The organism is Variovorax paradoxus (assembly GCF_040544635.1).
Lineage (GTDB): Bacteria > Pseudomonadota > Gammaproteobacteria > Burkholderiales > Burkholderiaceae_C > Variovorax > Variovorax paradoxus_R.
The window spans coordinates 91737-116483 of record NZ_JBEPKJ010000002.1 but is presented as its reverse complement, the minus strand read 5'-3'; the positions used below and the strand labels follow the sequence as shown (position 1 = coordinate 116483).

Genomic DNA, 24747 nt, shown 5'->3' with positions numbered 1-24747 from the left:
ATTCATCCGGAGATTGATCTTCATGCTCAAAGGCAAAACCGCGCTTGTCACGGGGTCCACCAGCGGCATTGGCTTTGCCATTGCCAAGGCACTTGCACAGCAAGGCGCACATATCGTGCTCAACGGCTTTGGCGATGCCGAGGCTCCCAAGTCCCAGATCGAAGCGCTTGGCGTGCGTGCCGAATATCACGGCGCCGACATGAGCAAACCCGACCAGATCGAAGACATGATGAAGTTCGCCGCGGACCGATTCGGCCGCGTCGACATCCTCGTGAACAACGCCGGCATCCAGCACGTGGCAAAGGTCGAAGACTTTCCGCCAGAACGTTGGGACGCCATCATTGCAATCAACCTGACCAGCGCGTTTCATACGACACGGCTTGCCATTCCGGCCATGCGCGAAGCCAACTGGGGACGCATCGTCAACGTGGCGTCGGCCCATGGGCTGGTCGCCTCCGCGCAGAAGTCGGCCTATGTGGCGGCCAAGCACGGCATTGTCGGCTTCACCAAATCGGTTGCGCTCGAAACCGCAACCACCGGCATCACCAGCAATGCGATCTGCCCGGGCTGGGTATTGACGCAGCTGGTGCAAAAGCAGATCGACGACCGCGCGGTGCGGGAAGGCATCTCGGCCCAGCAGGCGCAGAACGAACTGCTGGGAGAAAAGCAGCCTTCGCTGCAATTCACCACGGTCGAGCAGCTCGGGGGCCTTGCGGTGTTCCTGTGCTCGCCCGCCGCCGACCAGGTGCGCGGCGTGGCCTGGCAAATGGACGGCGGCTGGACTGCTCAGTGAGCTGAGATCCTCGGTCTTCTTACTTGAGCTGCACCGATCCCGACACGTTCACGACCACGGCGGTCTTGCCGGCTTCCACCGGCACCGGCGCGTCGGAAGAATAAGACTTGGCTGCCGCCGCCATGACGCGCGGGCGGATCGGGCCGCTGTCGTTCGCGTTCACCGAGACTTCGCGCAGCGTGTAGCCGCCGAAGCCGAAGCCCTTGGCCAGTTCGGTGGCCTTCTGCTTGAAGTTTTCGATGGCGATCGTCTGGGCCTCGGTCTCGCTCCTGGCGCGCTGCTCGCGGCTCAGGGCAAAGCCCACATTGCCGACATTGAGCGTGGTGATGCGTCCCGCAGTCTGCGTGATGCGCGGGAAGTCGCGACCTTCGAGCACCATTTCAGCGGAGCCCTGCCAGCCGTTGATCTTGCCTTCGCGGGTGTAGCGCGGCGACAGGCTGAAATTGCCGGTGCGCACGTCGAGCTGGCCGGGTTGGGCATTTTTCTTGGCTTCGGCCAGCGCGGCGTCCACCGCGGCCTTGAGCTGCGACTGAACCGTGGCGGCCTCAGGGGCGTCGCGCGTGGTGGTGAGCGTCATGCTCAGCAAGTCCTGCTGCACTTCGACCGTGCCGGAGGCGGTGAGCTGCAGCACGTTCTGCGGCGGTGCGGCCATGTTCTGGGCCATGGCGGTGCCGGCGGCCCCGGTCGCGGCCAATGCGACGCAGGCCGCGATCAATTTGATTTTTTTCAAGACGAGATACTCCCTGGATTGGTACTCAAGAACGCAACAAGAACGCGCGCCGCGCCGCCTCAGCGGCGCTGGCTGCGTGGCAAGGTCAAGGCGCGGGCCGCCGAAATCGGCGCCGGCGCGATTCGCTCGGCCGGTTGCGATTCTGCCGAATTCAGCACATTGGGGGTGCCGGGCGGCGTCCACTGCCTTCGCACCTGCTGCCGCAACTCGAAGAGTTCGGCCGCCGTCAGCCGCCGGCCGGCCGCGGCCTCCTCCCGCCGGATTTCGTCGCGCTGGGCCGCGCGGTGGGCGGCCACGGCCTCGCGCACCTCGCTTCGGCGCACATCGCCGACTTTGAGAAAGTCCCCAGCGACGGCCAAGGCAGGGCCGCAGCTGCAGGCAACGATGATCGGCAAGGCGGGAAGAAGAGTTCTCATTGAACGAAAGTCATAAGAGAGGTGGACTGTGCCACCGCTGGGCGAACGTCGGATGACTAGACAGCTAGCGACCGCAAGTTTTGTAACTTAGTGTCAAACCATAAGTAAAACCGGCTCAACGGGGGCCTAACGCCTTCAGAATCGGCGCTGTTACAAATTCAACGTTGTAGAAATGACTCAAGTTCCCGCTCGCACTGACAAGATCGTGATCGTCGACGACGACGCCCGTATCCGCGACCTGCTTCGTCGCTACCTTACCCAGGAAGGTTTCGAAGTGATCGTGGCCGAGGACGGCAAGGCGCTCAACCGCATCCTGCTGCGCGACACGGTCGACCTGATCGTGCTCGACCTGATGATGCCCGGCGAAGACGGCCTCTCGGTCTGCCGCCGCCTGCGCGCCGCCAACGACCGCACGCCCATCATCATGCTCACCGCCAAGGGCGAAGACGTCGACCGCATCGTCGGCCTCGAAGTCGGCGCCGACGACTACCTGGGCAAGCCGTTCAACCCCCGCGAACTGCTGGCCCGCGTGCACGCGGTGCTGCGCCGCCGGCCGCCGCTCGAAGCGCCGGGCGCTCCTTCCACCGAGAACGAGACCGTGACCTTCGGGCCTTTTGCCTTCGATCTCGGTTCGCGCACGCTCAAGAAGGACGGCGAGGAGCTTTCGCTCACCACCGGCGAATTCGCGATGCTGAAGGCGCTGGTGCGCCATCCCCGCCAGCCGCTGTCGCGCGAAAAGCTGGCCCAGCTGGCCCGCGGCCGCGAGTTCGAGCCTTTCGACCGCAGCCTCGACGTGCAGATTTCGCGCCTGCGCAAGCTGGTCGAGGCCGACGCCGCGGCGCCCCGCTACATCCAGACCGTGTGGGGTGTGGGCTACGTGTTCGTGCCGGACGGCGCGGCCTGACGACGTCCTGAGGTGGCCATCGGCCTGCATTCCGCCAGACCCAGCCCAGCCCAGGAGGACGGTGCCCAGGTCACGATGCCAAGCCCTCTCGAGGGCGCTGGCCAGCGTGACCGGCGACCGGGCCTGAAGCTCGGCTTCAGCCTTTTCTGGCGCACATTCTTCCTGCTCGCACTGCTGCTGATCGGTTGCACGGTCGCGTGGCTGCAGACTTTTCGCTCGCTCGAATACGAGCCCCGCGCCATCCAGACCGCGCACCAGATCGCCTCGCTCGTGAACCTCACGCGCGCAGCGCTGGTGTACTCGGACGCCATCACGCGGGTGTCGCTGATCAAGACGCTGGCCGACCAGGAAGGCGTGCGCATCCTTCCGCGCGAGCCCAACGACCGTTTTCAGCCCTACACCAGCGGCGCGCTCGACCAGCGAGTGACCGAAGAGCTGATCGACCAGCTCGGCGAAGGCACCACGGTGGCCAGCCGAGTCAACGAGGAGCCGGGCCTGTGGATCGGCTTCACCATCGAAAGCGACGCCTACTGGCTGCTGCTCGACCCGACCCGCTTCAGCCGCGTGGGCGGCCGCACCTGGCTGGTGTGGCTCAGCACGGCCATGGCGCTCTCGCTGGCCGGCGCGGCGCTCATCACCCGGCTCATCAACCTGCCGCTCAAGCAGTTGTCGCGCGCCACCATGCAGGTGCGCGAAGGCGAGTACGAGGCGCACCGGCTCGACGAACGCGCCCGCACCAACGAGATCCGGGCGGTGAATATCGGCTTCAACCGCATGGCCGACCAGCTCGCCAAGATCGAGCAGGACCGCGCCATCATGCTGGCCGGCATCTCGCACGACCTGCGCACGCCGCTCGCACGCCTGCGGCTCGAAACCGAGATGAGCGTGGCCGACGAAGATGCGCGCGACCACATGGCGGCCGACATTGCGCAACTCGACGCGATCATCGACAAGTTTCTCGACTACGCGCGCCCCGACCATGTCGACCCCAAGCCCGTGCTGCTGCGCGACGTGGTCGATGCCTGCACATACGCCGTGCAGGACTACGAGGAAATGAACATCCGGGTCGACGTGCCAACCGACCTGCGCGTGTTGGGCGACGAGGTCGAGCTCACGCGCGTCATTTCCAACCTGGTGGAGAACGCGCGCCGCTACGGCAAGACGCCTTCCACCGGGGTGGCCGACGTGGTGATCCAGGCCCAAGCGAACAACGACGCAGTGCTGATCAAGGTGCGGGACCACGGCGCGGGCGTCGAGCCCGCCCTGCTCTCGCAATTGACCAAGCCGTTCTTCCGTGGCGACGTGGCGCGTACCTCGGCGGCCGGCGCCGGCCTCGGCCTGTCGATCGTGGCCAAGAACATCGAGCGCATGGGCGGCACCTTTGCGCTCACCAGCACGCCGGGACGCGGTCTTGCGGCGCACATCCGCATGCCGCGCGCCATGCCGGTGCCAAAACCTGCGGAAGCGCCCGGTCGACGGGCGTGATTCACCAGCGCAGCGGTTCAGCGGTGAAGTAGCACCACCGCTCGGGCTTCCATCGCCCGGCCCTCGCCGACCGGGCCGAGCTTTTCGGCCGTCTTGGCCTTCACGTTGACCTGATCGGGCACGAGCCCCAGCGTCTCTGCAATACGTTGGCACATCGCCGGAATATGCGGCGCCAGCTTGGGCGCCTGCGCAATCACCGTGCTGTCGACATTGCCGATCTCCCAGCCCGCGGCGCGCACACGCCGTGCCGCTTCGCCCAGCAGCACGGCGGAATCCGCGCCGCGAAACTGCGCGTCGGTATCGGGGAAATGCCGGCCGATATCGCCCAGGCCCGCCGCGCCGAGCAACGCATCGGTAATGGCATGCAGCAGCACGTCGGCATCCGAATGCCCCAGCAGGCCGGTGGTGTGCGGCACCTCGACGCCGCCCAGAATCAGCTTGCGTCCCGCCACGAGCTGGTGAACATCCCAACCCTCGCCGACGCGAATATTGAACGGCGCTGTCATGCCGCGGCCTTCTTACGGCCGAGCAGAACCGCTTCGGCCAATGCAAAGTCTTCGGGAAAAGTCACCTTGAAATTCTGCGCGCTGCCCGGCACCAGCAGCGGCGAAAGGCCGACGGCCTCGATGGCGCCGGCTTCGTCCGTCACCGCATCGCCCGCGCGCTCCAGCGCATCGAGCAGCATGCCGATGCGAAACATTTGGGGCGTCTGGGCCAGCCACTTGTCGGCGCGCGGCAGCGTTTGCGAGACCCGGCTGTCGCCCGAAGATACTTTCAGCGTGTCTGCCAGCCGGTGCGCCAGCAGCCCGCCGACGGCATCGTGTTCGCAGGCTGCAATCAGCGCCTCGATCTGGCTCGACGTGACCAGGCAGCGCGCCGCATCGTGCACCAGCACCCAGTCGTGCGCCCCGGCGCCCCTCTGCCGCAGCGCCGCGAGACCATTGCGCACCGTGGCCGCGCGCGTCACGCCACCCACCTGCAGCAGGAATTCGCCCGTTGCCGGAAAGCGCGGCAGCGCCGCCTGCACGTCGCGGTCGTCCGGCGACACCACCACCGCCAGGCCGGCAAAGCGGCTCGCCAGTGCCCGGAAAGCCTCCACCGTGTGGGCCACCATCGATGTCCCCGCCAGCCGCTGGTATTGCTTGGGCTGCGCGCCACCCGCACGGTGGCCGAACCCGGCACAAGGAATCAGCACAAAAAGTCGGGAGGAAGACATGGGGTCCGGCAGCGGCCAGCGGCCGACGAGCGAATAAGGGGCCGCCATTCTAGAATCGACCGCTTCACACCCCTCGCCGCCCGGCGCGGGGTGTCGTGCATTTTTCAAGGGTCTGTTCACACTATGCAAGGGGTCGCGAAGCTCGCCACAGCCTGCCCATCAAGGCGCGTGACGCCGTGCGTGCGTCCGCACGCGCAAGGAGCGCAACGCCGAGGGGCGGGCTGTGGCGAGCTTCCCTCCGGGTTGCTCCGCCAAGGGGCCGTCTGCGGCGTTGCCCGCGCTTGCAAGGCGCGAGCCTTGCTGCGCCCGGGCGCCTTGCATCCAGCCCCTTGGCGAAGCAACGCGACCCCTTGCATAGTGTGAACAGACCCTAGGCGTTCCATGGACCTCCCCCACCTCACGGCGGGCAAGCGATTCACGCTGCCGCGTCCTCCTTTGTCGGCCGACGCCCTCCTGCTGGCGCAACTGGGCATGCGCGAGAAGGCCGCGGGCCGCGCCACCGCGGTGTTCACGGCAGACGCCAACGACGCCCAGCGCCTGATCGACGAGATGGCGTTCTTCGCGCCGGACCTGCGCTGCGCCCTCTTCCCCGATTGGGAAACGCTGCCCTACGACAGCTTTTCCCCGCACCAGGACCTGATCAGCGAGCGGCTCGCCACGCTCTGGCGCATCAGCCAGAAAGAGGCCGACGTGGTGCTGGTGCCCGCCACCACCGCGCTCTACCGGCTGGCGCCGCCCGGCTTCCTGGCCGGCTACACCTTTCACTTCAAGGCCAAGCAGAAGCTCGAGGAATCGAAGCTCAAGGCCCAGCTCACGCTGGCTGGCTACAGCCACGTGACGCAGGTGGTGAGCCCCGGCGAGTACGCGGTGCGCGGTGGCCTCATCGACCTGTTTCCCATGGGCTCGCCGGTGCCGTACCGCGTCGACCTGTTCGACGACGAAATCGATTCGATCCGCACCTTCGACCCCGACACCCAGCGCAGCCTCTACCCCGTGCCCGAGGTACGGCTGCTGCCGGGCCGCGAGTTCCCGATGGACGACGACGCCCGCGCGCGCTTTCGCAGCCGCTGGCGCGAACTGCTCGAGGGCGACCCGACCAAGAGCCGCATCTACAAGGACATGGGCAACGGCGTGGCCACCGCCGGCATCGAGTACTACCTGCCGCTGTTCTTCGACGAGACGGCCACGGTGTTCGATTACTTCGGTCCCGACGCCACCGTGGTGCTGCACGGCGATCTCGAACCCGCGTTCCAGCATTTCTGGCAAGACACCAATGAGCGCTTTCGCCTGGTGCGCGGCGACCCCGAGCGGCCGGCGCTGCCGCCCGAGGCGCTGTTCCTCAATGCCGAGCAGTTCTACCAGCGCGCCAAGCCGCATGCGCAGCTCGCCATTCGTGGCGACGTGGCCACCGAAACGCCTTACGCCGAGTTCGACAGGCTCCCGCCGTTCGCGGTGGTGCGCGGCGCCGAAGACCCGCTGGTCGGCCTCAAGGCCCACATCAAGGCAACCCCGCACCGGGTGCTGCTGATTGCCGAAAGCGAAGGCCGGCGCGAAAGCCTGCTCGACTTCCTGCGCGCCAGCGGCGTGAGCCCGCCGGCTTTCGACTCGCTGGCCGAGTTCGAAGCCTCGCCCGACGAAAAAATCGGCATCGCCACCGCCGCGCTGGCCTCGGGCTTTGCATGGCGCGAACAGGGCATCGACCTCGTCACCGAAACCGAGCTCTTCGCCACCGCGCCCACCACGCGCCGCCGCAACAAGAAGCAGGAACAGGTCAGCGACGTCGAAGCGCTGATCAAGGACCTTTCCGAGCTCAACGTGGGCGACCCGGTGGTCCACACCGCCCACGGCATCGGCCGCTACCGCGGCCTGATCCACATGGACCTGGGCCAGGGCGTCGATGCCGAAGGCAAGCCGCTGCTGCAGGAAATGCTGCACCTGGAGTACGCCGACAAGGCCACGCTCTACGTGCCCGTTTCGCAGTTGCACCAGATCAGCCGCTACACCGGCGTCAGCGCCGACGAGGCTCCGCTGCACAGGCTGGGCTCCGGCCAATGGGAAAAGGCCAAGCGCAAGGCCGCCGAACAGGTGCGCGACTCTGCCGCCGAACTGCTCAACATCTACGCGCGCCGCGCCGCAAGGCAGGGCCATGCGTTCCGCTATTCGGCCGCCGACTACGAGGTGTTCGCCAACGACTTCGGCTTCCAGGAAACGGCCGACCAGAAGGCCGCGATCCACGCCGTGGTGCAAGACATGATCTCGCCGCAGCCGATGGACCGGCTGGTCTGCGGCGACGTGGGTTTCGGCAAGACCGAAGTCGCCCTGCGCGCCGCGTTCATCGCGATCACCGGCGGCAAGCAGGTGGCGTTTCTCGCGCCCACCACGCTGCTGGCCGAGCAGCACTACCAGACGCTGGTCGACCGCTTCGCCAAGTGGCCGGTCAAGGTGGCGGAAATGAGCCGCTTCCGTTCGGCCAAGGAAATCACCGCGGCGGCCAAGGGCCTGGCCGAAGGCACGGTCGACATCGTGGTCGGCACGCACAAGCTGCTGTCGCCGTCGATCAAGTTCAAGAACCTGGGCCTGCTCATCATCGACGAAGAGCATCGCTTCGGCGTGCGCCACAAGGAAGCGATGAAGGCCATGCGTGCCGAGGTCGACGTGCTCACGCTCACGGCCACGCCCATTCCGCGCACGCTGGGCATGGCGCTCGAAGGCCTGCGCGACCTGAGCGTGATTGCGACCGCGCCGCAGCGGCGCCTGGCCATCAAGACCTTCGTGCGCAACGAGGGCACCGGCGTGATCCGCGAAGCCGTGCTGCGCGAGTTGAAGCGCGGCGGGCAGGTCTACTTCCTGCACAACGAGGTCGAGACCATCGAGAACCGGCGTCAGAAGCTCGAGGAGATTCTTCCGGAAGCGCGCATTGCCGTGGCCCACGGCCAGATGCCCGAGCGCGAGCTGGAACGCGTGATGCGCGACTTCGTGGCGCAACGCTACAACCTGCTTTTGTGCTCGACCATCATCGAGACCGGCATCGACGTGCCGACCGCCAACACCATCGTGATGAGCCGCGCCGACAAGTTCGGCCTCGCGCAGCTGCACCAGCTGCGCGGCCGCGTCGGACGTTCGCATCACCAGGCCTATGCCTACCTGATGGTGCCCGACACCGAGGGCCTGACCAAGCAGGCGGCGCAGCGGCTCGACGCCATCCAGCAGATGGAAGAACTGGGCTCCGGCTTCTACCTGGCCATGCACGACCTGGAAATTCGCGGCACCGGCGAAGTGCTGGGCGAGAACCAGAGCGGCAACATGATGGAGATCGGCTTCCAGCTCTACAACGAGATGCTGGGCGAGGCCGTGCGCGCGCTCAAGGCCGGGCAGGAGCCCGACCTGCTCGCGCCGCTCTCGGTCACGACCGAAATCAACCTGCATGCCCCCGCCCTGCTGCCCGACGACTACTGCGGCGACGTGCATCTGCGCCTGTCGTTCTACAAGAAGCTGGCCACTGCGAAGACACCCGAGCATATCGATACGCTGCTCGAGGAAATCGTCGACCGCTTCGGCAAGCTGCCGCCGCAGGCGCAGACGCTGATCGACACGCACCGGCTGCGCGTGCTGGCCCGGCCGTACGGCGTGGTCAAGGTCGATGCGGCGCCCGGCGTGATCCACATCACCTTCAAGAAAGACCCGCCGGTCGATTCGATGGCCATCATCCACCTGATCCAGAAGAACAAGCACATCAAGCTTGCCGGCAACGAAAAGCTGCGCATCGAGCGCGAACTGAAAGAGCCGAAGGACCGCGCGCAAATGGTGCGCGACGTGCTGCGCAGCCTCGGCCAACCCATCGTCAAGGAAACCACCCCCGCATGAGCGCTTCCGAAATTTCTCCCGGCTTGGTTATCCAGCGCGTGAAGCCGCCGCTGAAGCTCGCCGACTTCAAGCTGATCGCGTTCGACATGGATTCGACGCTGATCAACATCGAGTGCATCGACGAGATCGCCGATGCCGTGGGCAAGAAGGCCGAGGTGGCAGCGATTACCGAAGCCACGATGCGCGGCGAGATCAAGGACTTCAAGGAAAGCCTTCGCCGCCGCGTGGCGCTGCTGAAGGGCGTGCCGGTCGAGGCGCTGCAGCAGGTGTACGACGAACGGCTGAAGCTCAACCCGGGCGCGGCCGAGCTGGTGGCGGCATGCAAGGCAGCAGGCCTCAAGGTGTTGCTCGTCTCGGGTGGCTTCACGTTCTTTGCCAACCGCGTGAAAGATCGCCTGGGCATCGACTTCGCACGCTCCAACCTGCTCGACGAAGCCGATGGCCAACTCACGGGCCAGGTGGTGCAGCAAAGCTGGGGCGACATCTGCGACGGCGCCGAGAAGCGTCGCACGCTGCGCGAAGTCGCATCTCTGCTCGGCATCTCCCTTGCCGAAACCATTGCCGTGGGCGACGGCGCGAACGACTTGCCGATGATGGGCGAAGCCGGCCTCTCGGTGGCGTACCACGCCAAGCCCAAGGTGCGCGAACAAGCCATGGTGGCCATCAACGAAGGCGGCTTGGACAGAGTGCTGGAGATCCTGAAATGACTGACAACACCGCGCCGCTCTACAGCGCAGACGCACTCAGGGACTACGGCAGTGCCATGCTGCAAAAGGCCGGCCTCGCCGCATCGATGGCCGACAGCGTCGCCCGCACGCTGGTCGAAGGCGACCTGCTGGGCCACGACACGCACGGCCTCGCCCTGCTGGCCGGCTATGTGAAGGAAATCGAATCGGGCGGCATGACGCGCGACGGAGCCCCTGAGGTGCTGTCGGACCGCCCGGCCGCAGTGCTGTGGGACGGCAAGCGCTTGCCCGGCCCCTGGCTCATGGACCAGGGCCTGGACCTGCTGCTGCCGCGTGCGCGCGAGCTCGGCACCGCGTCGCTCGTGATCCGCCGCAGCCATCACATCGCCTGCCTGGCCGTCTACATGCTGCGCGCGCTGCAGGAAGACATGCTGATGCTGCTCGCCTGCTCCGACCCCAACACGGCCAGCGTTGCGCCCTTCGGCGGCACGCAGGCGGTGTTCACGCCCAATCCGCTGGCCATGGGCTTTCCGCTGTCGCAGGGTGGCGTGATGGTCGACATTTCGGCTTCCATCACCACCAACGGCATGAGCAACCGCAAGCGCGCGGCCGGCGAGACTTTTGCCGAAGAATGGCTGATCGACGCCACCGGCAAGCCGTCGAACAACCCGCAGGTGCTGTTCGACCAGCCGCCCGGCACGCTGCTGCCGGTCGGCGGACTGAGCCATGGCCACAAGGGTTATGGAATGGCGCTGCTGGTGGAAACGCTGACCGCCGGCCTCGCAGGCCATGGCCGGGCCGATCCGCCCGAGGGCTGGGGCGCAACGGTGCACATCACGCTGCACGACCTCCACGCCTTCGGCGGCAAGGAAGCCTTCTTGCGCCAGATGGACCATGTGGCGGCCCAGTGCCGCAACAACGCACCCATCGATCCGGTGAAACCGGTGCGCCTGCCGGGCGAAGGCGGTTTGAAGCGCCGTGAAACCCAATCGAAGAACGGGGTGCGGCTGCACCCGTCGATTGCGCGTGCGCTGCAGGATGCGGAGCGGCGCTACGGGCTGCAACTCGCGCAGGCACTGCTCTAGGAGGCAGTTTGCGATCTATTTGAAGTTGCGCTGTTCAGTTCAGGGCGGCGCACCCGCCGACGGGGTACCTTTCTCCGCGAATGTCCCCCGGCCTGCGGCCTCCTCCTTTATTTCGCTGCGCAAGGCACCCCGCCAGCGGGTGCGTTGCACGGAGCGGTCGTTGATCGGCGATACACCAGCAACGTGCCCCAGTGCACAGGGCATCGGGTGCTCCCCGCAGCGAAATAAAGGAGGAGGCGAAGCCGGGGGACATTCGCGGAGGGGAGTACCCGGTGGCCTTTGCACGCACCTTGGACTACGTGGCCCCGATCACGCGAGACACGCAGGAATCAGTCTTCTTCGGGCGGCTCTTCCGCCCGCTCCCCGGCCGGGCGCGGTGTGCGCTTGCCGGGCTTGGCCAGGATCTCGACGTAGAACTGCTTGCCGGCCTCCTTGACGACGCCGTCGATCAGGCCCGTGATGGCCGAAAGGTGCGCGACTTCCGCGGTTTCCGCCGAGGTGCCGAATTTGCAATCGAAGTCCCAGAAGTCGCTGCCCTCGGGCAGAACGCGCCGGCGCTCGCGCTTGATGTACTTGCGAATCTCGTGCTTGATGGCTTCGAGGAGGCGGTCGGGGTGCTTGCCCTCGACCTGAAGCTGAAAGGTTTTTCTCATGAGTGATGGTAACCAATGACCGGCAGCGGCCGGACACGCTGCCCGGCTGTGTACAGTCGGCGGTTCAATTGAAAGCAGGTGAAGACATGGCGCGCGCAAACGACTGGGCAAGCAAAGTAATGGCATTGGTCAACGGCGGCAACGCATCGGCGGCCATCGCGCAGATCAAGGTTGCGCCCTCGGTCAAGGACCTGAAGGCGCTTCAGACCATCATGACGCTATCGAAAATGAAAGGCCGCTATCCGAACGTGGATGCGGCCGTTGCAGACAACCTGGCGCTGCTGGCGGCGCCCCGCCTGCATCGCTCGCCCTGAAGATTTACAGGGCCTGGCCGAGGCGTTTCACGCCCTCTTCGATCTTCGCCACGTCAGCCGTCGCAAAGCTCAACCGCAGCGTCGCCATATCGGGCTTCTCCGCATAGAACGGCGCCCCGGGCACGAAGGCCACGAGCTGCTCGATGGCGCGCTTCGCCAGTTCGCTCGCATCGGCCAGCTTGCCGTTGGCCCCCGTAAGCCGGGCCCAGAAGAACAAGCCGCCCTGCGGCTGCGTGAAGCTCACCGCATCGCCCAGTTCGCGTTTCAGCGCCGCGCCCATGGCTTGCGCACGCTGGCCGTACACCTCGCGCACATGCGCGAGCGTGGCGGGCATGCGGCCGCTCTTGAGGTATTGCGCGGCGGTGGCCTGGGCAAAGGTGCTGGTGTGCGCATCGCTGAACTGCTTGCACATGGTGGCCTTGGCGAGCAGTTCGGCCGGCGCGATCATCCAGCCGATGCGCAGGCCCGGGCTCAGCACCTTGCTGAGGCTGCCGCAATGCGCCAGCAATTCGCGGCTGCCCGGCACGTCCTTGCTCAAAGCCAGGATCGAGGGCGGTGGCGCCTCGCCGAAGTAAAGGTCGCCGTAGGGGTCGTCTTCGACGATCAGCGTCTGGTACTTGACGGCCAGCTCGAGCACCTTCTTGCGGCGTTCCAGGCTCAGCATGGCGCCGCTCGGGTTGCCGAAGGTGGGAATCAGGTAGACGAACTTGGGTTTGTGCTCGGCAATGAGTTTTTCGAGCTCGTCGGTCTTCACGCCGTTGGCGTCGATGGGCGCGCTGATGAGCTGCGCGCCGTACAGCCGAAAGCACTGGATGGTGGCCAGGAAGGTCGGGCCTTCGACGATCACCTTGTCGCCGGGCGAGATCATGGTCTTGCCCAGCAGGTCGAGCGCCTGCTGGCTGCCGGTGGTGACGATGAGGCCGCTGGGGTCGACGTCGACGCCCTTGGTCTTCATGAAGGCAGAAAGCTGCGTGCGCAGCGGTTCGTAGCCTTCGGTGGCGCCGTATTGCAGTGCGCCGCCGGGTTCCTCGGTCAGCGCCTTCTGGCTCGCCTCCTTCAGGCCCTCGACGTCGAACATGGCACTGTCGGGGAACCCGCCTGCAAAGCTGATGATGCCGGGCTTGCCCAGCAGCTTGAAGAGTTCGCGGATGGCGGAGGTTTCGACGTTGTCGAGGCGGGAAGCGAATTGCATGGGGAGTCTCACTTTCTGTGGCGCTATTGTGGCGAAAGCCGCGGGCAATAAAGCTGCGTAAGGCCATCGCCTTTCAACGATATATTGCGTCTATCGCCGCCCTGCCTTGCATGGCAGGTGAGCGCCGCGTTTCCAGACCCCATGAAAAAAGACAACATTCCCCTCTTCTTCGCCACCCTGCAGGCGGCCAACCCCACCCCTGAAACCGAGCTCGAATACGCCACGCCGTTCGAGCTGCTGGCCGCCGTGCTGCTCTCGGCGCAGGCCACCGACGTGGGCGTGAACAAGGCCACGCGCAAGCTTTTTCCGGTGGCGAACACGCCGCAGGCGATCCTCCGGTTGGGCGTGGAGGGGCTGGAGGAATACATCAAGACCATCGGGCTCTACCGCAGCAAGGCCAAGCACCTGATCGAGACCTGCCGCATGCTGGTGGAGCTGCACGGCGGCGAAGTGCCGCGCACGCGCGCCGAACTCGAGGCGCTGCCGGGTGTCGGCCGCAAGACCGCCAACGTGGTGCTCAACGTGGCGTTCGGCGAAGCGACGATCGCGGTCGATACGCACATCTTTCGCGTCGGCAACCGCACCGGGCTTGCGCCGGGGAAAACACCGCTCGAAGTGGAGCTCAAGCTGGAGAAACGTGTTCCGTTCGAATTCCGGCTGCATGCGCACCACTGGCTGATCCTGCACGGGCGCTACATCTGCGTGGCGCGCAAGCCGCGCTGCTGGGAATGCGCCGTGCACCAGCTGTGCGACTACAAGCCCAAGACGCCGGCTCCCAAGTGAAGCCGGGCCGGCGCCTTTCGTCGCCTACATCTCGAACGCTTCGACCTGCCGGCCATCGATGTCGGTAAAACCGTATTCGCGGGCCAGATCGGCCACGCGGTGCGTGCCGCCGCTTTTCTCCATCACCCGCGAATCGCCGGCCAGCGCGGCAACCGCCCGGCCGAGATAGCGCGGCGACTCGGTTCGCGCCAGCGCCGGTCGCTCGTGCCAATGCGCCTCGTCGGTCTTGTGGCCGGCCAGCACGAACTCGGTCCGCATCCAGCCCGGCGATACGGCAAGCGAAGCAACGCCATGCGGGCGCAGCTCTTGCGCCATGCCGAAAGCCAGCCGGGTCATGGCGGATTTGGCCAGGTCATAGAACAGGTTTCCGCGCAGGTAGTTGCCGCGGTCCCAGAAGGTGGTGGCCACGATCAGCCCGCTCTTCTGCGCCACCATGAGCGGCGCCGCGCATCGGCCGGCCAGCAGGTGGTTGCGCACACCGCGGTCGAACATCGAATCCCAGTTGGAGAGCGGATGCTCCCAGAACGGCGCCTCGAACACGCCAGTGAAAGTCTCGTGGCCGCCCCAGGCGTTGTTCACGAGAAGGTCCAGCCGGCCCTGCTCGCCCCGCACCTGCGCGAAGAGCCGCATCACCTCGTCTTCTTGTGTGTGATCGCAGCGCACCGCAATGCCGCGTCCGCCCATGCGGGTGACTTCGTCGGCTGTCTCGTCGATGCTGCCGGGCAGAGCTTCGAGTTCCGAGAGCGCGAGCAACTGGCCGTAGGTGTCGGCCGGTTGCGCCCGCGTGCTTCGCCCGGTGACATACACGGTGGCGCCCGCGGCGCCCAGTTCTGTCGCGATGCCTCGGCCGGCGCCGCGGCTGGCGCCGGTGACCACGGCCACGCGGCCTTTCAACGGCTGGTCATTGTTTTCGGCATGCATTGGTTTTTTCCTTTCGTTCCGAGTTCGAAGCGACAGTAAGGCCGCTTCAGCCCGCCGTCTTGGAAGAACCCGAAATCGCGCGGCCCAGAAACTCCGTTGGCGTGAGGCCGCAAAGCGCCTGGAACTCGTTGACCAGGTGCGATTGGTCATAGAAACCCCCGTCCAACGCCAGGCTCGCCCAGGCGGGCGCGCGCTGCAGCCGCAAGGCGCGCAAGCAGGCATGCAGCCGCGCGAGCCGGCTCCAGGCCCGGGGCGACAACCCCACCTGCTGCTGAAAGACCTGCTGCAATCGCCGCTCGCCGAGTCCGACCGCAGCCGCCACCTCGCGCAACGGACGCCGCCCGCCCGACACCGCGATGAGCTGCGCCGCGCGCATCGCCGCTGGATGAACGATGGCATCGCCATCGGCCAGGCGTTGCTGCAGTGCGGCGCACAGCACCGACATCCGCGAGGCATCGTCCGGCTGCGTGGCCATCCGCTCCAGCAGTTCGGCACCGCGGCCGTGCCACAGCTCGTCCAGATGCACGGCGGTGCCCGCAATCTCGCCGGCCGGCATTCCCAGCAGGGCCGCGGCCGCGCCGGGGCGCAGGGTGACCGACAGCCCTTCCATCTTTCGGCGCAGGCGCACCAGGACCGGGGCTGCGGAAGCGCCCAAGGCCTCTACAGGTTGCCCGGCACTTTCACCCGCCGACGGTGCATCGCCCAGGTTGAAGACCAGCCGCACTGCCCCATCGGGCAGCACGCGCTCCAGGATCTCATGGCCTTCGGGAAAGCTTTCCCTGTAGAGAAGAATGTGCGCAACCTGCGCGCGCAGCGGCGCAGGCACGGGAAAGGCGTGCAGCGTGCCCGCGGGCATATCGGCCTCCGGCCCGTGCAATGGGTCGTCGTGGAGGCGTAGGTACAGGCGTTCGGTCGTGAGCGGTTTCGGCATCGCGGCAGTGACGGCAGCGGCAAGCTGTCTTGTCGCTTTCCATCAGCCGCATTCGATCAGCTGGCACGCCCCGTAGTCAATGGGCTCCGACGGCCATTGCGTGGCGTCGTCGATGCGCCGCACACCGCGGTGCAGCAACTCCACCGCGCGCATCACGCCCGCATGCGTGACCCACACCGCGTCTTGCCCCGACGCGCGCCACTCGTCGAAAGCAGCGCCCGTACGTTGCATGAAACAGGCTGTGCTTTCGCCGTGGCCGCCTGGCAGGCCTTCGGCGAAATTGCAGGTCCACGCGTCGAAGTCGGCACGCGCGATGGACGACCAAGGCCGGCCTTCCCAGGCGCCGAAATCCATCTCGGCCAGGCGCGCATCGGCCCGCACCACGAGGTCCGGGCGTAGCGTGCCGATGGCCAGTGCCAGCTCGGCACAACGCCGCAGGGGCGAGTGGGCCAGCGCGACGCCGGCCGGCAGGCGGGCCACCACCGCGTTCGCTACCGCCAGCGTCGCCTCGGCCGGCACGCCCACATCCGTCGCGCCATAGCAGAGCCCCGGCGCGGCGTTGGTCTGCGCATGGCGCACGAGCCACAGCTTCATGCCTGCCACGCCAACGCGAGATAGATCGCAAGCTCGCACACCTGCTGCGTCGCGCCGAGCCCGTCGCCGGTGAAGCCCTGCAGCCGACGCCGGAACATGCGCGCCATGACCAGCGCCGCAAGAGCGCATGCCACCGCCATGGCGATCGTTCTTCCGGGGCCCTGCGTCACCAGCACCAGCCCGAGGGCGGGAACCGACCAGAGCACGCCGACCAGCAAGGCACCGCCGCCGATCGCATCGGCCAACGGCTTGGCCTTGCTCGCACCGGCATCGCCCACGTAGGGCAGCCAGCGAATCAGGAACAGCGGCGCCAACCGCGAAAGCACATGCGCACCGACGATGGTGCCTGCCACCGCTTGCAAGCCCTGCCCCGCCATCGACGCGAGCAGCGCAGCCTTGAGGCCGAGCGCCAGCACCAGCGCGATGGCGCCGAAGGCACCGATGCGCGAGTCCTTCATGATCTCCAGCACGCGGTTTCGGTCGGACGCTCCGCCCAGCCCGTCGGCCACGTCGGCGAGCCCGTCTTCATGAAAGGCGCCGGTAAGCAGCACGGTCGCGACGATGCTCAGCAGCGCCGCCGCCAGTGCACCGGCGGCGCCCGGCAGGCCCTGCAGTGCCACAACGAAAACAGCCGCTCCCACGCCGCCAACGAGCCAGCCGACACCCGGAAAATGCGCCGCGCTCGCGCGCAGCATCTGCGGACTGAATCCGACCCATTCGGCGAGCCGGCCGGTCACCGGCACGCGCGTGAAGAACTGCAGGGCCAGCAGGTAGTGGCGAACACCGTTCATCAGGTTCAGCTGTCCTTGCGCGATACGCCCGCCGCCTCGAAGCTGGCCATCTCGCGCAGGATGCGGCAGGCCGATTCGAGCAGCGGCCAGGCCAGCGCGCCGCCCGAGCCTTCGCCAAGGCGCAAATCCAGATTCAGCAAGGGCTCCAGCCCGAGGTGCTTCAACAACAGCGCATGCCCGGGTTCCGCCGAGCTGTGCGCAGCCACGCAGCGCTGCACCACATGCGGCTGCAGCGCCTGTGCGACCAGCACCGCGGCACTCGCGATGAAGCCGTCGACCACGATCACGCGCCGCTCCTCGGCCGCCTGCAGCACCGCGCCGACCAGGGTCGCAATCTCGAAGCCGCCGAAAGCAGCCAGTGCGTCGAGCGGCGCCGCCGCCGATGCATGCAGCGCCAGCACTTCGCGCAGCACCTCTCGCTTGCGCGCCAGCCCCGCGGCGTCGAGGCCGGTACCGGAGCCGGTGCAGCCGTCGATGTCCAGCCCCGCGAGCCGTGCAAGCAGCAGTGCCGCTGCCGAGCTGTTGCCGATGCCCATCTCGCCGAGCAGCAAGGCGTTGCCGGGCAGCGCACGCACCACCTCGCGGCCATTGGCGATGGCTTGTGCGCATTGTTCCGCCGTCATGGCGGGGCCGGCCGAGGCATCGGCGGTGCCGGCGGCGATGCGGCGCGACACCAGCCCCGGGCGCACCTGGAAGTCGCGCCGCACGCCGCAGTCGACCACCGTGAGCGCCAAGCCGTGCTGGCGCGCCAGCACGCTCACGGCCGCCCCGCCCGCGAGGAAGTTCTCGACCATCTGCCAAGTCACATCGCTCGGAAACGCCGAAACACCGCGCGCCGCCAAGCCGTGGTCGCCCGCGCACACCAGCATCTGCGGTGCTTCGAGCACGGGCGTTTCGCTGCCCAGTATCAGGCCGATACGCAGGGCCAGGCTTTCGAGGCGGCCGAGCGCGCCGAGCGGCTTGGTCTTGTTGTCCAGCGCGCTTTGCAGGCGTGCCGCAAGCGCGTCGTCGTGAATGTCGGAGATGGAGGGAATGGTGTCGTTGTCGGTCATGCGATCAGGCCTTGCAGTACGCCGGCCTCGAAGTGGATGTCAATGAAATCGGCCAGGCCATCGAAGGTGGCGTCGAGCGTGGGGGCCGCGGCGCCGAAGAGCGCATGCAATGCGGCCGCGTCTTCGAACAAGCCGTGCAGGTAGAGGCCCAGCACGTTGCCGCGCGCGTTCTGCCAGGCCAGCCCCTCGGGCATCACGGCCTGGCCGTCCTGCGCCATCTGCGGATGTATCGCGGTGTGGCCGTGATGAATTTCGTAGCCGGTCACCGGCACGTTCGAAAGCGAAGCCCATGCGCCGCCCAGTTCACCGAAAACGGCAGCCCGATGGCGCACGGTTTTTTCGCGCTCGAACACGGTCACCAGCGGCAGCAGCCCGAGGCCGGGCGCATTGCCGTCGATGCCGTGCGGATCGACCAGCGCCTCGCCCAGCATCTGCAAGCCGCCGCAGACGCCCAGCACGGCGCCGCCGGCGGCCGCGTGCGCGGCAATGGCGCTGTCCAGCCCCTGCGCGCGCAGCCATGCCAAGTCGCCGCTGGTGTGCTTGGAGCCGGGCAGCACGATCCAGTCGGCGCCGGCCACATCCGCCGGCGTGCGCGCCCAGACCAGGCGCACGCCGGGCACGTTCTTGAGCGGTTGGAACTCGTCGAGATTGCTGATGCGCGGGTACGCCACAACGGCCACCGTGCGGGTCACGGCGCCGCTCGCATGGCTTCGGTCGTCGAACACGCCGTCTTCCTCCGGCAAGCCGTGCTGCCACCACATCGGCAGCGTCGCGACGGTGGCGATGCCGGTCAGCGCCTGCAGCTGCTGCGGCGCCGGGGCCAGCAGCGAGGCATCGCCGCGAAACTTGTTGAGCACAAAGCCGCGCAGCAACGCGCGGTCGCTCTCGGGCATCAATGCCCAGGTGCCGTAGAGATGCGCGAAGGCGCCGCCGCGGTCGATGTCTGTCACCAGCAGGCAGCGGGCTTCCGCATGGCGGGCCACGCGCAGGTTGACGATGTCGCTCGCCATCAGGTTGATCTCGGCCGGCGAGCCCGCCCCCTCGATCACCACCACGTCGTTCTCGGCACGCAGCGAATCGAATGCCTCTGCGATTTGCGGCCAGACGCGCTCGCTGCGCCCGCGCCAGGGCATGGCCGTCAGTTCGGCGCTCACCTGCCCCATCAGCACCACCTGGCTGTGGGTGTCGCGCTCGGGCTTGAGCAGCAGCGGGTTCATGCGCACGTCGGGCACCGCGCGTGCCGCCAGCGCCTGGAAATACTGCGCGCTGCCGATCTCGCCGCCATCCACCACACGGGCGTTGTTGCTCATGTTCTGCGCCTTGAAAGGCGCCACCTTGAGGCCCTGCCGCGCATACCAGCGGCACAGCGCCGTGACCAGCCAGCTCTTGCCGGCGCCACTGGTCGTGCCCAGAACCATCACGCATCGGGTTGTCATGCGGCTATTGTCGTTGTCGCCGCGCGCCATTCCGAAACCCGGAGCAGCAAAGAAAAAGGGGCTTGCGCCCCTTTGGTGTTTCAGCGTGCCGCGGTCTGCACCGCGCCGGCACCGCCGGGCTGAGGCTGGGCTTGCGCCGTGGCAGCCGGCACTTCCCACCCACCGCCAATGGCGCGGATCAGTCCCACGGCCGCCTGGTACTGCGCCGACTTCACCTGCAGCGCCTGGCGCCGGTTGCGCAGTTCGCTGCGGCGGGCGTCGAGCAGGTCGAGCTGGCTGATGTAGCCGTTGCGGTAGCGCGTGTCCGACAGGCTGGTCGCGCGCTGAGCCGAAGTGACGGCCTGCGCCTGCACGGTCGACTGCTCCTGCAGGATGCGAATGGCGGAGAGCTGGTCCTCCACTTCCTGGAACGCCACCAGCACCTGGTTGCGGTAGTTGGCCAGCGCGCCGTCCAGCTGGGCATTGGCGCTCTGCACGCCGGCTTCGCGGCGGCCGCCGTCGAAGATCGGCAGCGAGAGCAGCGCACCCACGCCCCACGAACGGGCCGACCACTTGAACAGGTCACCGATTTCCGGTGATGCATAGCCGGCGGCGCCGGTCAGCGAGATGTCCGGGAACCACGCGGCCTGCGCCACGCCCACGCGGGCCTGTGCCCCCAGCACCGCGTTCTGCGCGGCCGAGACGTCCGGGCGGCGCGTCAGCACCGTGGCCGGCACGCCGGGCGGAACGGACGGCAGCGCGGTGGCCCATTCGTCGGTGCGCAAGCCGAAGCTCGAGGCCGAGTCGCCCACCAGCACCGCGAGCGCATGCTCGACCTGTGCACGCTGGCGGTCGAGCGCGAGCGCGTCCGATTCGGTCGACGACACCTCGGTCTGCACGCGCGCCACGTCGAGCTCGGCGATGTCGCCGGCCTGCTGGCGGCGCTGCGTCAGGCGCAGCGTGTCGCGGTAGGCCTCGACCTGCTCGCGCACCAGGGCGCGCTCGGCGTCGAGTGCACGCAGCTGCAGATAGGTTTGGGCCACCTCGGCCTGCACCGCGAGGCGCGTGCTTTGCAGCAGCCCTTCGCGGCTTGCCGCGTCGAGCTTCGCCGCATTGCTTGCGCCCGAGAGCCGGCCGAACAGGTCGACCTCGTACGAGAACGTGGCACCGATGTTGGTCATGGTGGCCGGCCTTGTGCTGGCCGTGGCCTTGTCGAGGCCCGCGCCGCGGTTGGCACCGGCTCCCAGGCCGATCTGCGGCAGGCGGTCGGCCTGGGCGCTGCGCGCCAAGGCGCGAGCTTCCGCAAGCCGGGCCGCGGCGGCCTGGATGTTGTTGTTATTGACGTCGGCCTTCTCGACCAGCGCATTGAGCACCGGATCGTTGAACGCCAGCCACCAGGCGCCGCGCGCCTGCGCTTCGGAAGGCACGGCGCGCGTCCAGCCCGCGGGCGGGGCGGCGCCCTGCTCCTTGAACTGGGCGGTGGTCTGGATCTCCGGCACACCGGAGGGCACGGTCGCGCAGCCGGCCAGCGCCAGGGCTGCCACCAGCGGCAGCAAGGCGGTACGGACCAAAGGTTGAAATGCGAATGTCATGATGAACTTTCTTCTTGATCGATCACGCGATCAGTCATGCGACCCGTGCGAAGGACGCGGCGAGGCCGGCACCGGGTGCAGCCCGCCGCCACCGGAGCCGCCATGCGGCGATGCCGGATGGCCCGCGGAGACGAACTCCTCGCCGTGCGGCACTTCGCCATGCAGCTTGAGCGGCCGGTTGCCCGTGAGGCGGCGCAGCAGCACGTAGAACACCGGCGTGAGGAACAGGCCAAAGGCCGTCACGCCGATCATCCCGGCGAACACCGCCACGCCCATGGCCTTGCGCATCTCGGAGCCCGCGCCGGTCGACAGCACGAGGGGCAGCACACCCATCACGAAGGCCAGCGAGGTCATGAGAATCGGGCGCAGACGCAGCCGGCTGGCTTCGATCGCGGCCTGGATGGGCGTGCGTCCGGCAAACTCGAGCTCGCGTGCAAACTCCACGATCAGAATCGCGTTCTTCGCACTCAGCCCCACCAGCACGATCAGCCCGATCTGGGTGAAGACGTTGTTGTCACCTCCCGATATCCATACCCCGGTCATCGCAGCCAGGATGCCCATGGGCACGATCAGGATGATGGCAATCGGCAGCGTCAGGCTCTCGTACTGCGCGGCCAGCACCAGGAACACCAGCAAGATGGCCAGCGGGAACACCAGGAAGGCGGAGTTGCCGGCCAGGATTTCCTGGTACGTCAGCTCGGTCCACTCGAAGCTCACGCCCTTGGGCAGCGTCTCGGCCGCAATCTTGGTGATCGCGTCCTGCGCCTGGCCCGACGAATAGCCGGGGGCCGGGCCGCCGTTGATGTCGGCCGCAAGGTAGCCGTTGTAGCGCATGGCGCGTTCGGGCCCGAAGGTCGAATTCACCTTCATCAGCGCGGCCAGCGGCACCATCTCGCCGGTGGTCGAGCGCACCTTCAGCATGCCCACGTCTTCGGCGCGGGCGCGGTAAGGCGCATCGGCCTGCACACGCACGCTGTACGTGCGGCCGAACTTGTTGAAGTCGTTCGCGTACAGGCTGCCGAGGTAGATCTGCATGGTGTCGAAGATGTCCGTCACCGGCACGCCGAGCTGGCGCGCCTTGGTGCGGTCGATGTCGGCATACAACTGCGGCACGTTGACCTGCCAGCTCGTGAACATGCCCGTGAGCTCAGGCGCGGCTTGCGCCTTGGCCATGAAGGCCTTCACCGCCGCGTCCATCTGGTCGTAGCCGACCGATGCACGGTCTTCCAGCTGCAGCTTGAAGCCGCCCGTGGTGCCCAGGCCCGCCACCGGCGGCGGCGGGAACATCACGATGAATGCGTCCTGAATGCTGGCGAAGGCACCGTTGAGCTGCCCGGCCACGGCACCGCCGCTCTGGTCGGCGCGCTTGCGCTGGTCAAAGGGCTTGAGCGTGGCAAACACGATGCCCGAGTTCGAGCTGTTGGTGAAGCCGTTGATCGACAGGCCCGGGAAGGCGATGGCGTCTTCCACGTTCGGGTTCTTCTTCATGATCTCGCCCATGCGCTGGATCACTTCGTCGGTGCGGTCGAGCGTGGCGCCGTCGGGCAGCTGGGCAAAGCCGATCAGGTATTGCTTGTCCTGCGCCGGCACGAAGCCGCTGGGCACCGCCTTGAAGAGGCCGAAGGTCACGCCAACCAGCGCGAGGTAGATCACCAGCATCAGCGTCTTGCGCGAGATCACGCTCTTGACGCCGCCGCTGTAGGCTTCCGACCCGCGGCTGAAGAGCTTGTTGAAGCCGCGGAACAGCCAGCCGAAGACCTTGTCCATGCCGCGCGTCAGCGCGTCCTTCGGTTGGTCGTGGCCGCGCAGCAGCAGTGCGGCGAGCGCAGGCGACAGCGTGAGCGAGTTGATCGCCGAGATCACCGTCGAGATCGCGATGGTCACTGCGAACTGCTTGTAGAACTGGCCCGTGAGACCGCTGATGAAAGCCAGCGGCACGAACACGGCCACCAGCACCAGCGCGATCGCGATGATGGGCCCGGACACTTCGCGCATTGCGCGGTAGGTCGCTTCGCGCGGCGTCAGTCCCGCCTCGATGTTCCGCTCGACGTTCTCCACCACCACGATGGCGTCGTCCACCACAATGCCGATGGCCAGCACCAGCCCGAACAGGCTCAGCGCATTGATCGAGAAACCGAGGATGTGCAGCACCGCGAAGGTGCCGATCACCGACACCGGCACGGCCAGGAGCGGAATGATGGAAGCGCGCCAGGTCTGCAGGAACAGGATCACGACCAGCACCACCAGCAGGATGGCTTCGAGCAGCGTGTGGATCACCGATTCGATCGATGCGCGCACGAACTGCGTCGGGTCGTAGGCGATGCGGTATTCCAGGCCTTCCGGCATGTTTTTGTTGAGCTCTTCCATCGTCTTGCGCACGTTGGACGAGATGTCGAGCGCGTTGGAGCCCGGCGCCTGGAACACACCCATGCCGACGGCCGGGTCGTTGTTCAGCAGCGAGCGCAGCGAGTAGTCGGCAGCACCCATTTCGAGGCGGCCGATGTCGCGCAGCCGGGTCACGGCGCCGTCGGTGCCGCTCTTCACGATGATGTCGCCGAACTCTTCTTCACTCTGCAGGCGCCCTTGCGCATTGATCGAGAGCTGCATGTCCACGCCCGAGAGGCCCGGCGAAGCGCCGACCACGCCGGCCGCGGCCTGCACGTTCTGGCCGCGGATGGCAGCCACCACGTCGCTTGCCGAGAGGCCGCGCTGCGCGACCTTCTGCGGGTCGAGCCAGACGCGCATCGAGTAGTCGCCGCCGCCGAAGATCTGCACCTGGCCTACGCCTTCGATACGCGCGAGCGGGTCCTTCACGTTCAGCACCGCGTAGTTGCGCAGGTAGTTGATGTCGTAGCGGTTGTTCGGCGAAACGAGGTGAACCACCATCGTCAGGTCGGGCGCGCTCTTGACGGTCGTAATGCCGAGGCGGCGCACTTCCTCCGGCAGGCGCGGCTCGGCTTGCGAGACGCGGTTCTGCACCAGCTGCTGGGCCTTGTCGGGATCGGTGCCGAGGCGGAAGGTCACCGTCAGCGTCATCACGCCGTCGGTGGTCGCCTGGCTGCCCATGTAGAGCATGCCTTCGACGCCGTTGATCTGCTCTTCGAGCGGCGTGGCAACGGTTTCGGCAATCACCTTCGGGTTGGCACCCGGGTACTGCGCGCGCACCACCACCGAGGGCGGCGCGACTTCGGGGTATTCCGAAATCGGCAACCCGCGCAGCGCGATCAGGCCGGCTATCAGTATCAATAGCGACAGCACGCCGGCAAAGATCGGCCGGTCGATGAAGAATTTAGAGAGATTCATGTTGGTTCTCCGGCGAGCGCAAACGCG

The 24747-nt window shown here is 67.1% G+C and carries 22 protein-coding genes; 8 read left to right on the top strand and 14 right to left on the bottom strand.

Annotated elements, in window-relative coordinates:
* The first annotated feature begins 22 nt into the window (after positions 1 to 22).
* On the top strand, positions 23 to 793 hold the full coding sequence (locus ABIC94_RS04265) for a 3-hydroxybutyrate dehydrogenase (protein WP_354371556.1): 771 nt from the start codon (positions 23 to 25) through the stop codon (positions 791 to 793).
* A 19-nt stretch (positions 794 to 812) separates the two neighbouring features.
* Here ABIC94_RS04265 and ABIC94_RS04260 read toward each other — a convergent pair whose 3' ends face one another.
* Positions 813 to 1523 carry an SIMPL domain-containing protein gene (locus tag ABIC94_RS04260; protein WP_354371554.1) on the bottom strand — a complete coding sequence of 237 codons (711 nt, stop codon included), beginning with the start codon at positions 1521 to 1523 and terminating at the stop codon, positions 813 to 815.
* 59 nt (positions 1524 to 1582) lie between these two features.
* The gene (locus tag ABIC94_RS04255) at positions 1583 to 1918 is read right to left on the bottom strand and encodes a hypothetical protein (protein ID WP_354371552.1); all 336 of its coding nucleotides are present in this window, start codon (positions 1916 to 1918) and stop codon (positions 1583 to 1585) included.
* Positions 1919 to 2111: 193 nt separating this feature from the next.
* Between ABIC94_RS04255 and ompR the strand changes: the two genes are divergently transcribed.
* Positions 2112 to 2843, top strand: coding sequence for an osmolarity response regulator transcription factor OmpR (gene ompR, locus ABIC94_RS04250; protein ID WP_126749638.1), 732 nt, complete (start codon positions 2112 to 2114; stop codon positions 2841 to 2843).
* Between the two features lie 75 nt (positions 2844 to 2918).
* Positions 2919 to 4328: a sensor histidine kinase gene (locus tag ABIC94_RS04245; RefSeq protein WP_354371551.1), complete on the top strand. Its 1410-nt coding sequence runs from the start codon at positions 2919 to 2921 to the stop codon at positions 4326 to 4328.
* A 17-nt stretch (positions 4329 to 4345) separates the two neighbouring features.
* Here ABIC94_RS04245 and ispF read toward each other — a convergent pair whose 3' ends face one another.
* Positions 4346 to 4834, bottom strand: coding sequence for a 2-C-methyl-D-erythritol 2,4-cyclodiphosphate synthase (gene ispF / locus ABIC94_RS04240; RefSeq protein WP_354371549.1), 489 nt, complete (start codon positions 4832 to 4834; stop codon positions 4346 to 4348).
* Positions 4831 to 5544 carry a 2-C-methyl-D-erythritol 4-phosphate cytidylyltransferase gene (ispD, locus tag ABIC94_RS04235; RefSeq protein WP_354371548.1) on the bottom strand — a complete coding sequence of 238 codons (714 nt, stop codon included), beginning with the start codon at positions 5542 to 5544 and terminating at the stop codon, positions 4831 to 4833. The genes ispF and ispD overlap by 4 nt, the downstream gene beginning before the upstream one ends.
* Before the next feature lie 381 nt (positions 5545 to 5925).
* Here ispD and mfd point away from each other — a divergent pair, with 381 nt between their 5' ends.
* The 3 genes from mfd to ABIC94_RS04220 are packed head-to-tail and all read left to right on the top strand — an operon-like array spanning position 5926 to position 11179.
* On the top strand, positions 5926 to 9408 hold the full coding sequence (gene mfd / locus ABIC94_RS04230) for a transcription-repair coupling factor (protein ID WP_354371547.1): 3483 nt from the start codon (positions 5926 to 5928) through the stop codon (positions 9406 to 9408).
* Positions 9405 to 10115: a phosphoserine phosphatase SerB gene (gene serB / locus ABIC94_RS04225; RefSeq protein WP_354371546.1), complete on the top strand. Its 711-nt coding sequence runs from the start codon at positions 9405 to 9407 to the stop codon at positions 10113 to 10115. Before mfd ends, serB begins: the two co-directional genes overlap by 4 nt.
* Positions 10112 to 11179, top strand: coding sequence for an Ldh family oxidoreductase (locus ABIC94_RS04220; protein WP_354371544.1), 1068 nt, complete (start codon positions 10112 to 10114; stop codon positions 11177 to 11179). Before serB ends, ABIC94_RS04220 begins: the two co-directional genes overlap by 4 nt.
* A 329-nt stretch (positions 11180 to 11508) precedes the next feature.
* Here the strand turns inward: ABIC94_RS04220 and ABIC94_RS04215 are convergent, their stop codons facing one another.
* Positions 11509 to 11832: a DUF6172 family protein gene (locus tag ABIC94_RS04215; protein ID WP_354371542.1), complete on the bottom strand. Its 324-nt coding sequence runs from the start codon at positions 11830 to 11832 to the stop codon at positions 11509 to 11511.
* An 86-nt stretch (positions 11833 to 11918) separates the two neighbouring features.
* Here ABIC94_RS04215 and ABIC94_RS04210 point away from each other — a divergent pair, with 86 nt between their 5' ends.
* Complete coding sequence (locus ABIC94_RS04210; RefSeq protein WP_354371541.1) at positions 11919 to 12146, top strand: hypothetical protein; 228 nt, start codon at positions 11919 to 11921, stop codon at positions 12144 to 12146.
* Between the two features lie 4 nt (positions 12147 to 12150).
* Here ABIC94_RS04210 and ABIC94_RS04205 read toward each other — a convergent pair whose 3' ends face one another.
* Positions 12151 to 13338, bottom strand: coding sequence for a PLP-dependent aminotransferase family protein (locus ABIC94_RS04205; RefSeq protein ID WP_354371539.1), 1188 nt, complete (start codon positions 13336 to 13338; stop codon positions 12151 to 12153).
* Between the two features lie 141 nt (positions 13339 to 13479).
* Here ABIC94_RS04205 and nth point away from each other — a divergent pair, with 141 nt between their 5' ends.
* Positions 13480 to 14121, top strand: a complete 642-nt coding sequence (gene nth, locus ABIC94_RS04200; protein ID WP_354371538.1) for an endonuclease III — start codon at positions 13480 to 13482, stop codon at positions 14119 to 14121.
* 24 nt (positions 14122 to 14145) lie between these two features.
* On the opposite strand, the gene ABIC94_RS04195 is transcribed toward nth, so the two are convergent.
* From ABIC94_RS04195 to ABIC94_RS04160, 8 genes are all read right to left on the bottom strand, one after another.
* A complete protein-coding gene (locus ABIC94_RS04195) occupies positions 14146 to 15042 on the bottom strand; it encodes an SDR family NAD(P)-dependent oxidoreductase (RefSeq protein WP_354371537.1) in 897 nt (298 codons plus the stop codon).
* Between the two features lie 46 nt (positions 15043 to 15088).
* Positions 15089 to 15973 (bottom strand): helix-turn-helix domain-containing protein, encoded by an 885-nt coding sequence (locus ABIC94_RS04190; RefSeq protein WP_354371536.1) that lies wholly within the window; start codon positions 15971 to 15973, stop codon positions 15089 to 15091.
* A 42-nt stretch (positions 15974 to 16015) separates the two neighbouring features.
* Positions 16016 to 16567, bottom strand: a complete 552-nt coding sequence (locus ABIC94_RS04185) for a histidine phosphatase family protein (protein ID WP_354371535.1) — start codon at positions 16565 to 16567, stop codon at positions 16016 to 16018.
* The gene (locus ABIC94_RS04180; protein WP_354371533.1) at positions 16564 to 17358 is read right to left on the bottom strand and encodes an adenosylcobinamide-GDP ribazoletransferase; all 795 of its coding nucleotides are present in this window, start codon (positions 17356 to 17358) and stop codon (positions 16564 to 16566) included. Before ABIC94_RS04180 ends, ABIC94_RS04185 begins: the two co-directional genes overlap by 4 nt.
* Positions 17359 to 17363: 5 nt before the next feature.
* A complete protein-coding gene (cobT, locus tag ABIC94_RS04175) occupies positions 17364 to 18410 on the bottom strand; it encodes a nicotinate-nucleotide--dimethylbenzimidazole phosphoribosyltransferase (RefSeq protein WP_354371531.1) in 1047 nt (348 codons plus the stop codon).
* Positions 18407 to 19846: a cobyric acid synthase gene (locus ABIC94_RS04170; RefSeq protein WP_354371529.1), complete on the bottom strand. Its 1440-nt coding sequence runs from the start codon at positions 19844 to 19846 to the stop codon at positions 18407 to 18409. The genes cobT and ABIC94_RS04170 overlap by 4 nt, the downstream gene beginning before the upstream one ends.
* An 80-nt stretch (positions 19847 to 19926) precedes the next feature.
* Positions 19927 to 21417: an efflux transporter outer membrane subunit gene (locus ABIC94_RS04165; RefSeq protein ID WP_354371528.1), complete on the bottom strand. Its 1491-nt coding sequence runs from the start codon at positions 21415 to 21417 to the stop codon at positions 19927 to 19929.
* Between the two features lie 30 nt (positions 21418 to 21447).
* Positions 21448 to 24720 (bottom strand): efflux RND transporter permease subunit, encoded by a 3273-nt coding sequence (locus ABIC94_RS04160; RefSeq protein WP_354371527.1) that lies wholly within the window; start codon positions 24718 to 24720, stop codon positions 21448 to 21450.
* Positions 24721 to 24747 lie beyond the last annotated feature (27 nt).

Coding starts and splice junctions, on each gene's coding strand:
- ABIC94_RS04265 (WP_354371556.1), top strand. CDS start 23: ATGCTCAAAGGCAAAACCGCGCTTGTCACGGGGTCCACCAGCGGCATT.
- ompR (WP_126749638.1), top strand. CDS start 2,112: ATGACTCAAGTTCCCGCTCGCACTGACAAGATCGTGATCGTCGACGAC.
- ABIC94_RS04245 (WP_354371551.1), top strand. CDS start 2,919: ATGCCAAGCCCTCTCGAGGGCGCTGGCCAGCGTGACCGGCGACCGGGC.
- ispF (WP_354371549.1), bottom strand. CDS start 4,834: ATGACAGCGCCGTTCAATATTCGCGTCGGCGAGGGTTGGGATGTTCAC.
- ispD (WP_354371548.1), bottom strand. CDS start 5,544: ATGTCTTCCTCCCGACTTTTTGTGCTGATTCCTTGTGCCGGGTTCGGC.
- mfd (WP_354371547.1), top strand. CDS start 5,926: ATGGACCTCCCCCACCTCACGGCGGGCAAGCGATTCACGCTGCCGCGT.
- serB (WP_354371546.1), top strand. CDS start 9,405: ATGAGCGCTTCCGAAATTTCTCCCGGCTTGGTTATCCAGCGCGTGAAG.
- ABIC94_RS04220 (WP_354371544.1), top strand. CDS start 10,112: ATGACTGACAACACCGCGCCGCTCTACAGCGCAGACGCACTCAGGGAC.
- ABIC94_RS04215 (WP_354371542.1), bottom strand. CDS start 11,832: ATGAGAAAAACCTTTCAGCTTCAGGTCGAGGGCAAGCACCCCGACCGC.
- ABIC94_RS04210 (WP_354371541.1), top strand. CDS start 11,919: ATGGCGCGCGCAAACGACTGGGCAAGCAAAGTAATGGCATTGGTCAAC.
- ABIC94_RS04205 (WP_354371539.1), bottom strand. CDS start 13,338: ATGCAATTCGCTTCCCGCCTCGACAACGTCGAAACCTCCGCCATCCGC.
- nth (WP_354371538.1), top strand. CDS start 13,480: ATGAAAAAAGACAACATTCCCCTCTTCTTCGCCACCCTGCAGGCGGCC.
- ABIC94_RS04195 (WP_354371537.1), bottom strand. CDS start 15,042: ATGCATGCCGAAAACAATGACCAGCCGTTGAAAGGCCGCGTGGCCGTG.
- ABIC94_RS04190 (WP_354371536.1), bottom strand. CDS start 15,973: ATGCCGAAACCGCTCACGACCGAACGCCTGTACCTACGCCTCCACGAC.
- ABIC94_RS04185 (WP_354371535.1), bottom strand. CDS start 16,567: ATGAAGCTGTGGCTCGTGCGCCATGCGCAGACCAACGCCGCGCCGGGG.
- ABIC94_RS04180 (WP_354371533.1), bottom strand. CDS start 17,358: ATGAACGGTGTTCGCCACTACCTGCTGGCCCTGCAGTTCTTCACGCGC.
- cobT (WP_354371531.1), bottom strand. CDS start 18,410: ATGACCGACAACGACACCATTCCCTCCATCTCCGACATTCACGACGAC.
- ABIC94_RS04170 (WP_354371529.1), bottom strand. CDS start 19,846: ATGACAACCCGATGCGTGATGGTTCTGGGCACGACCAGTGGCGCCGGC.
- ABIC94_RS04165 (WP_354371528.1), bottom strand. CDS start 21,417: ATGACATTCGCATTTCAACCTTTGGTCCGTACCGCCTTGCTGCCGCTG.
- ABIC94_RS04160 (WP_354371527.1), bottom strand. CDS start 24,720: ATGAATCTCTCTAAATTCTTCATCGACCGGCCGATCTTTGCCGGCGTG.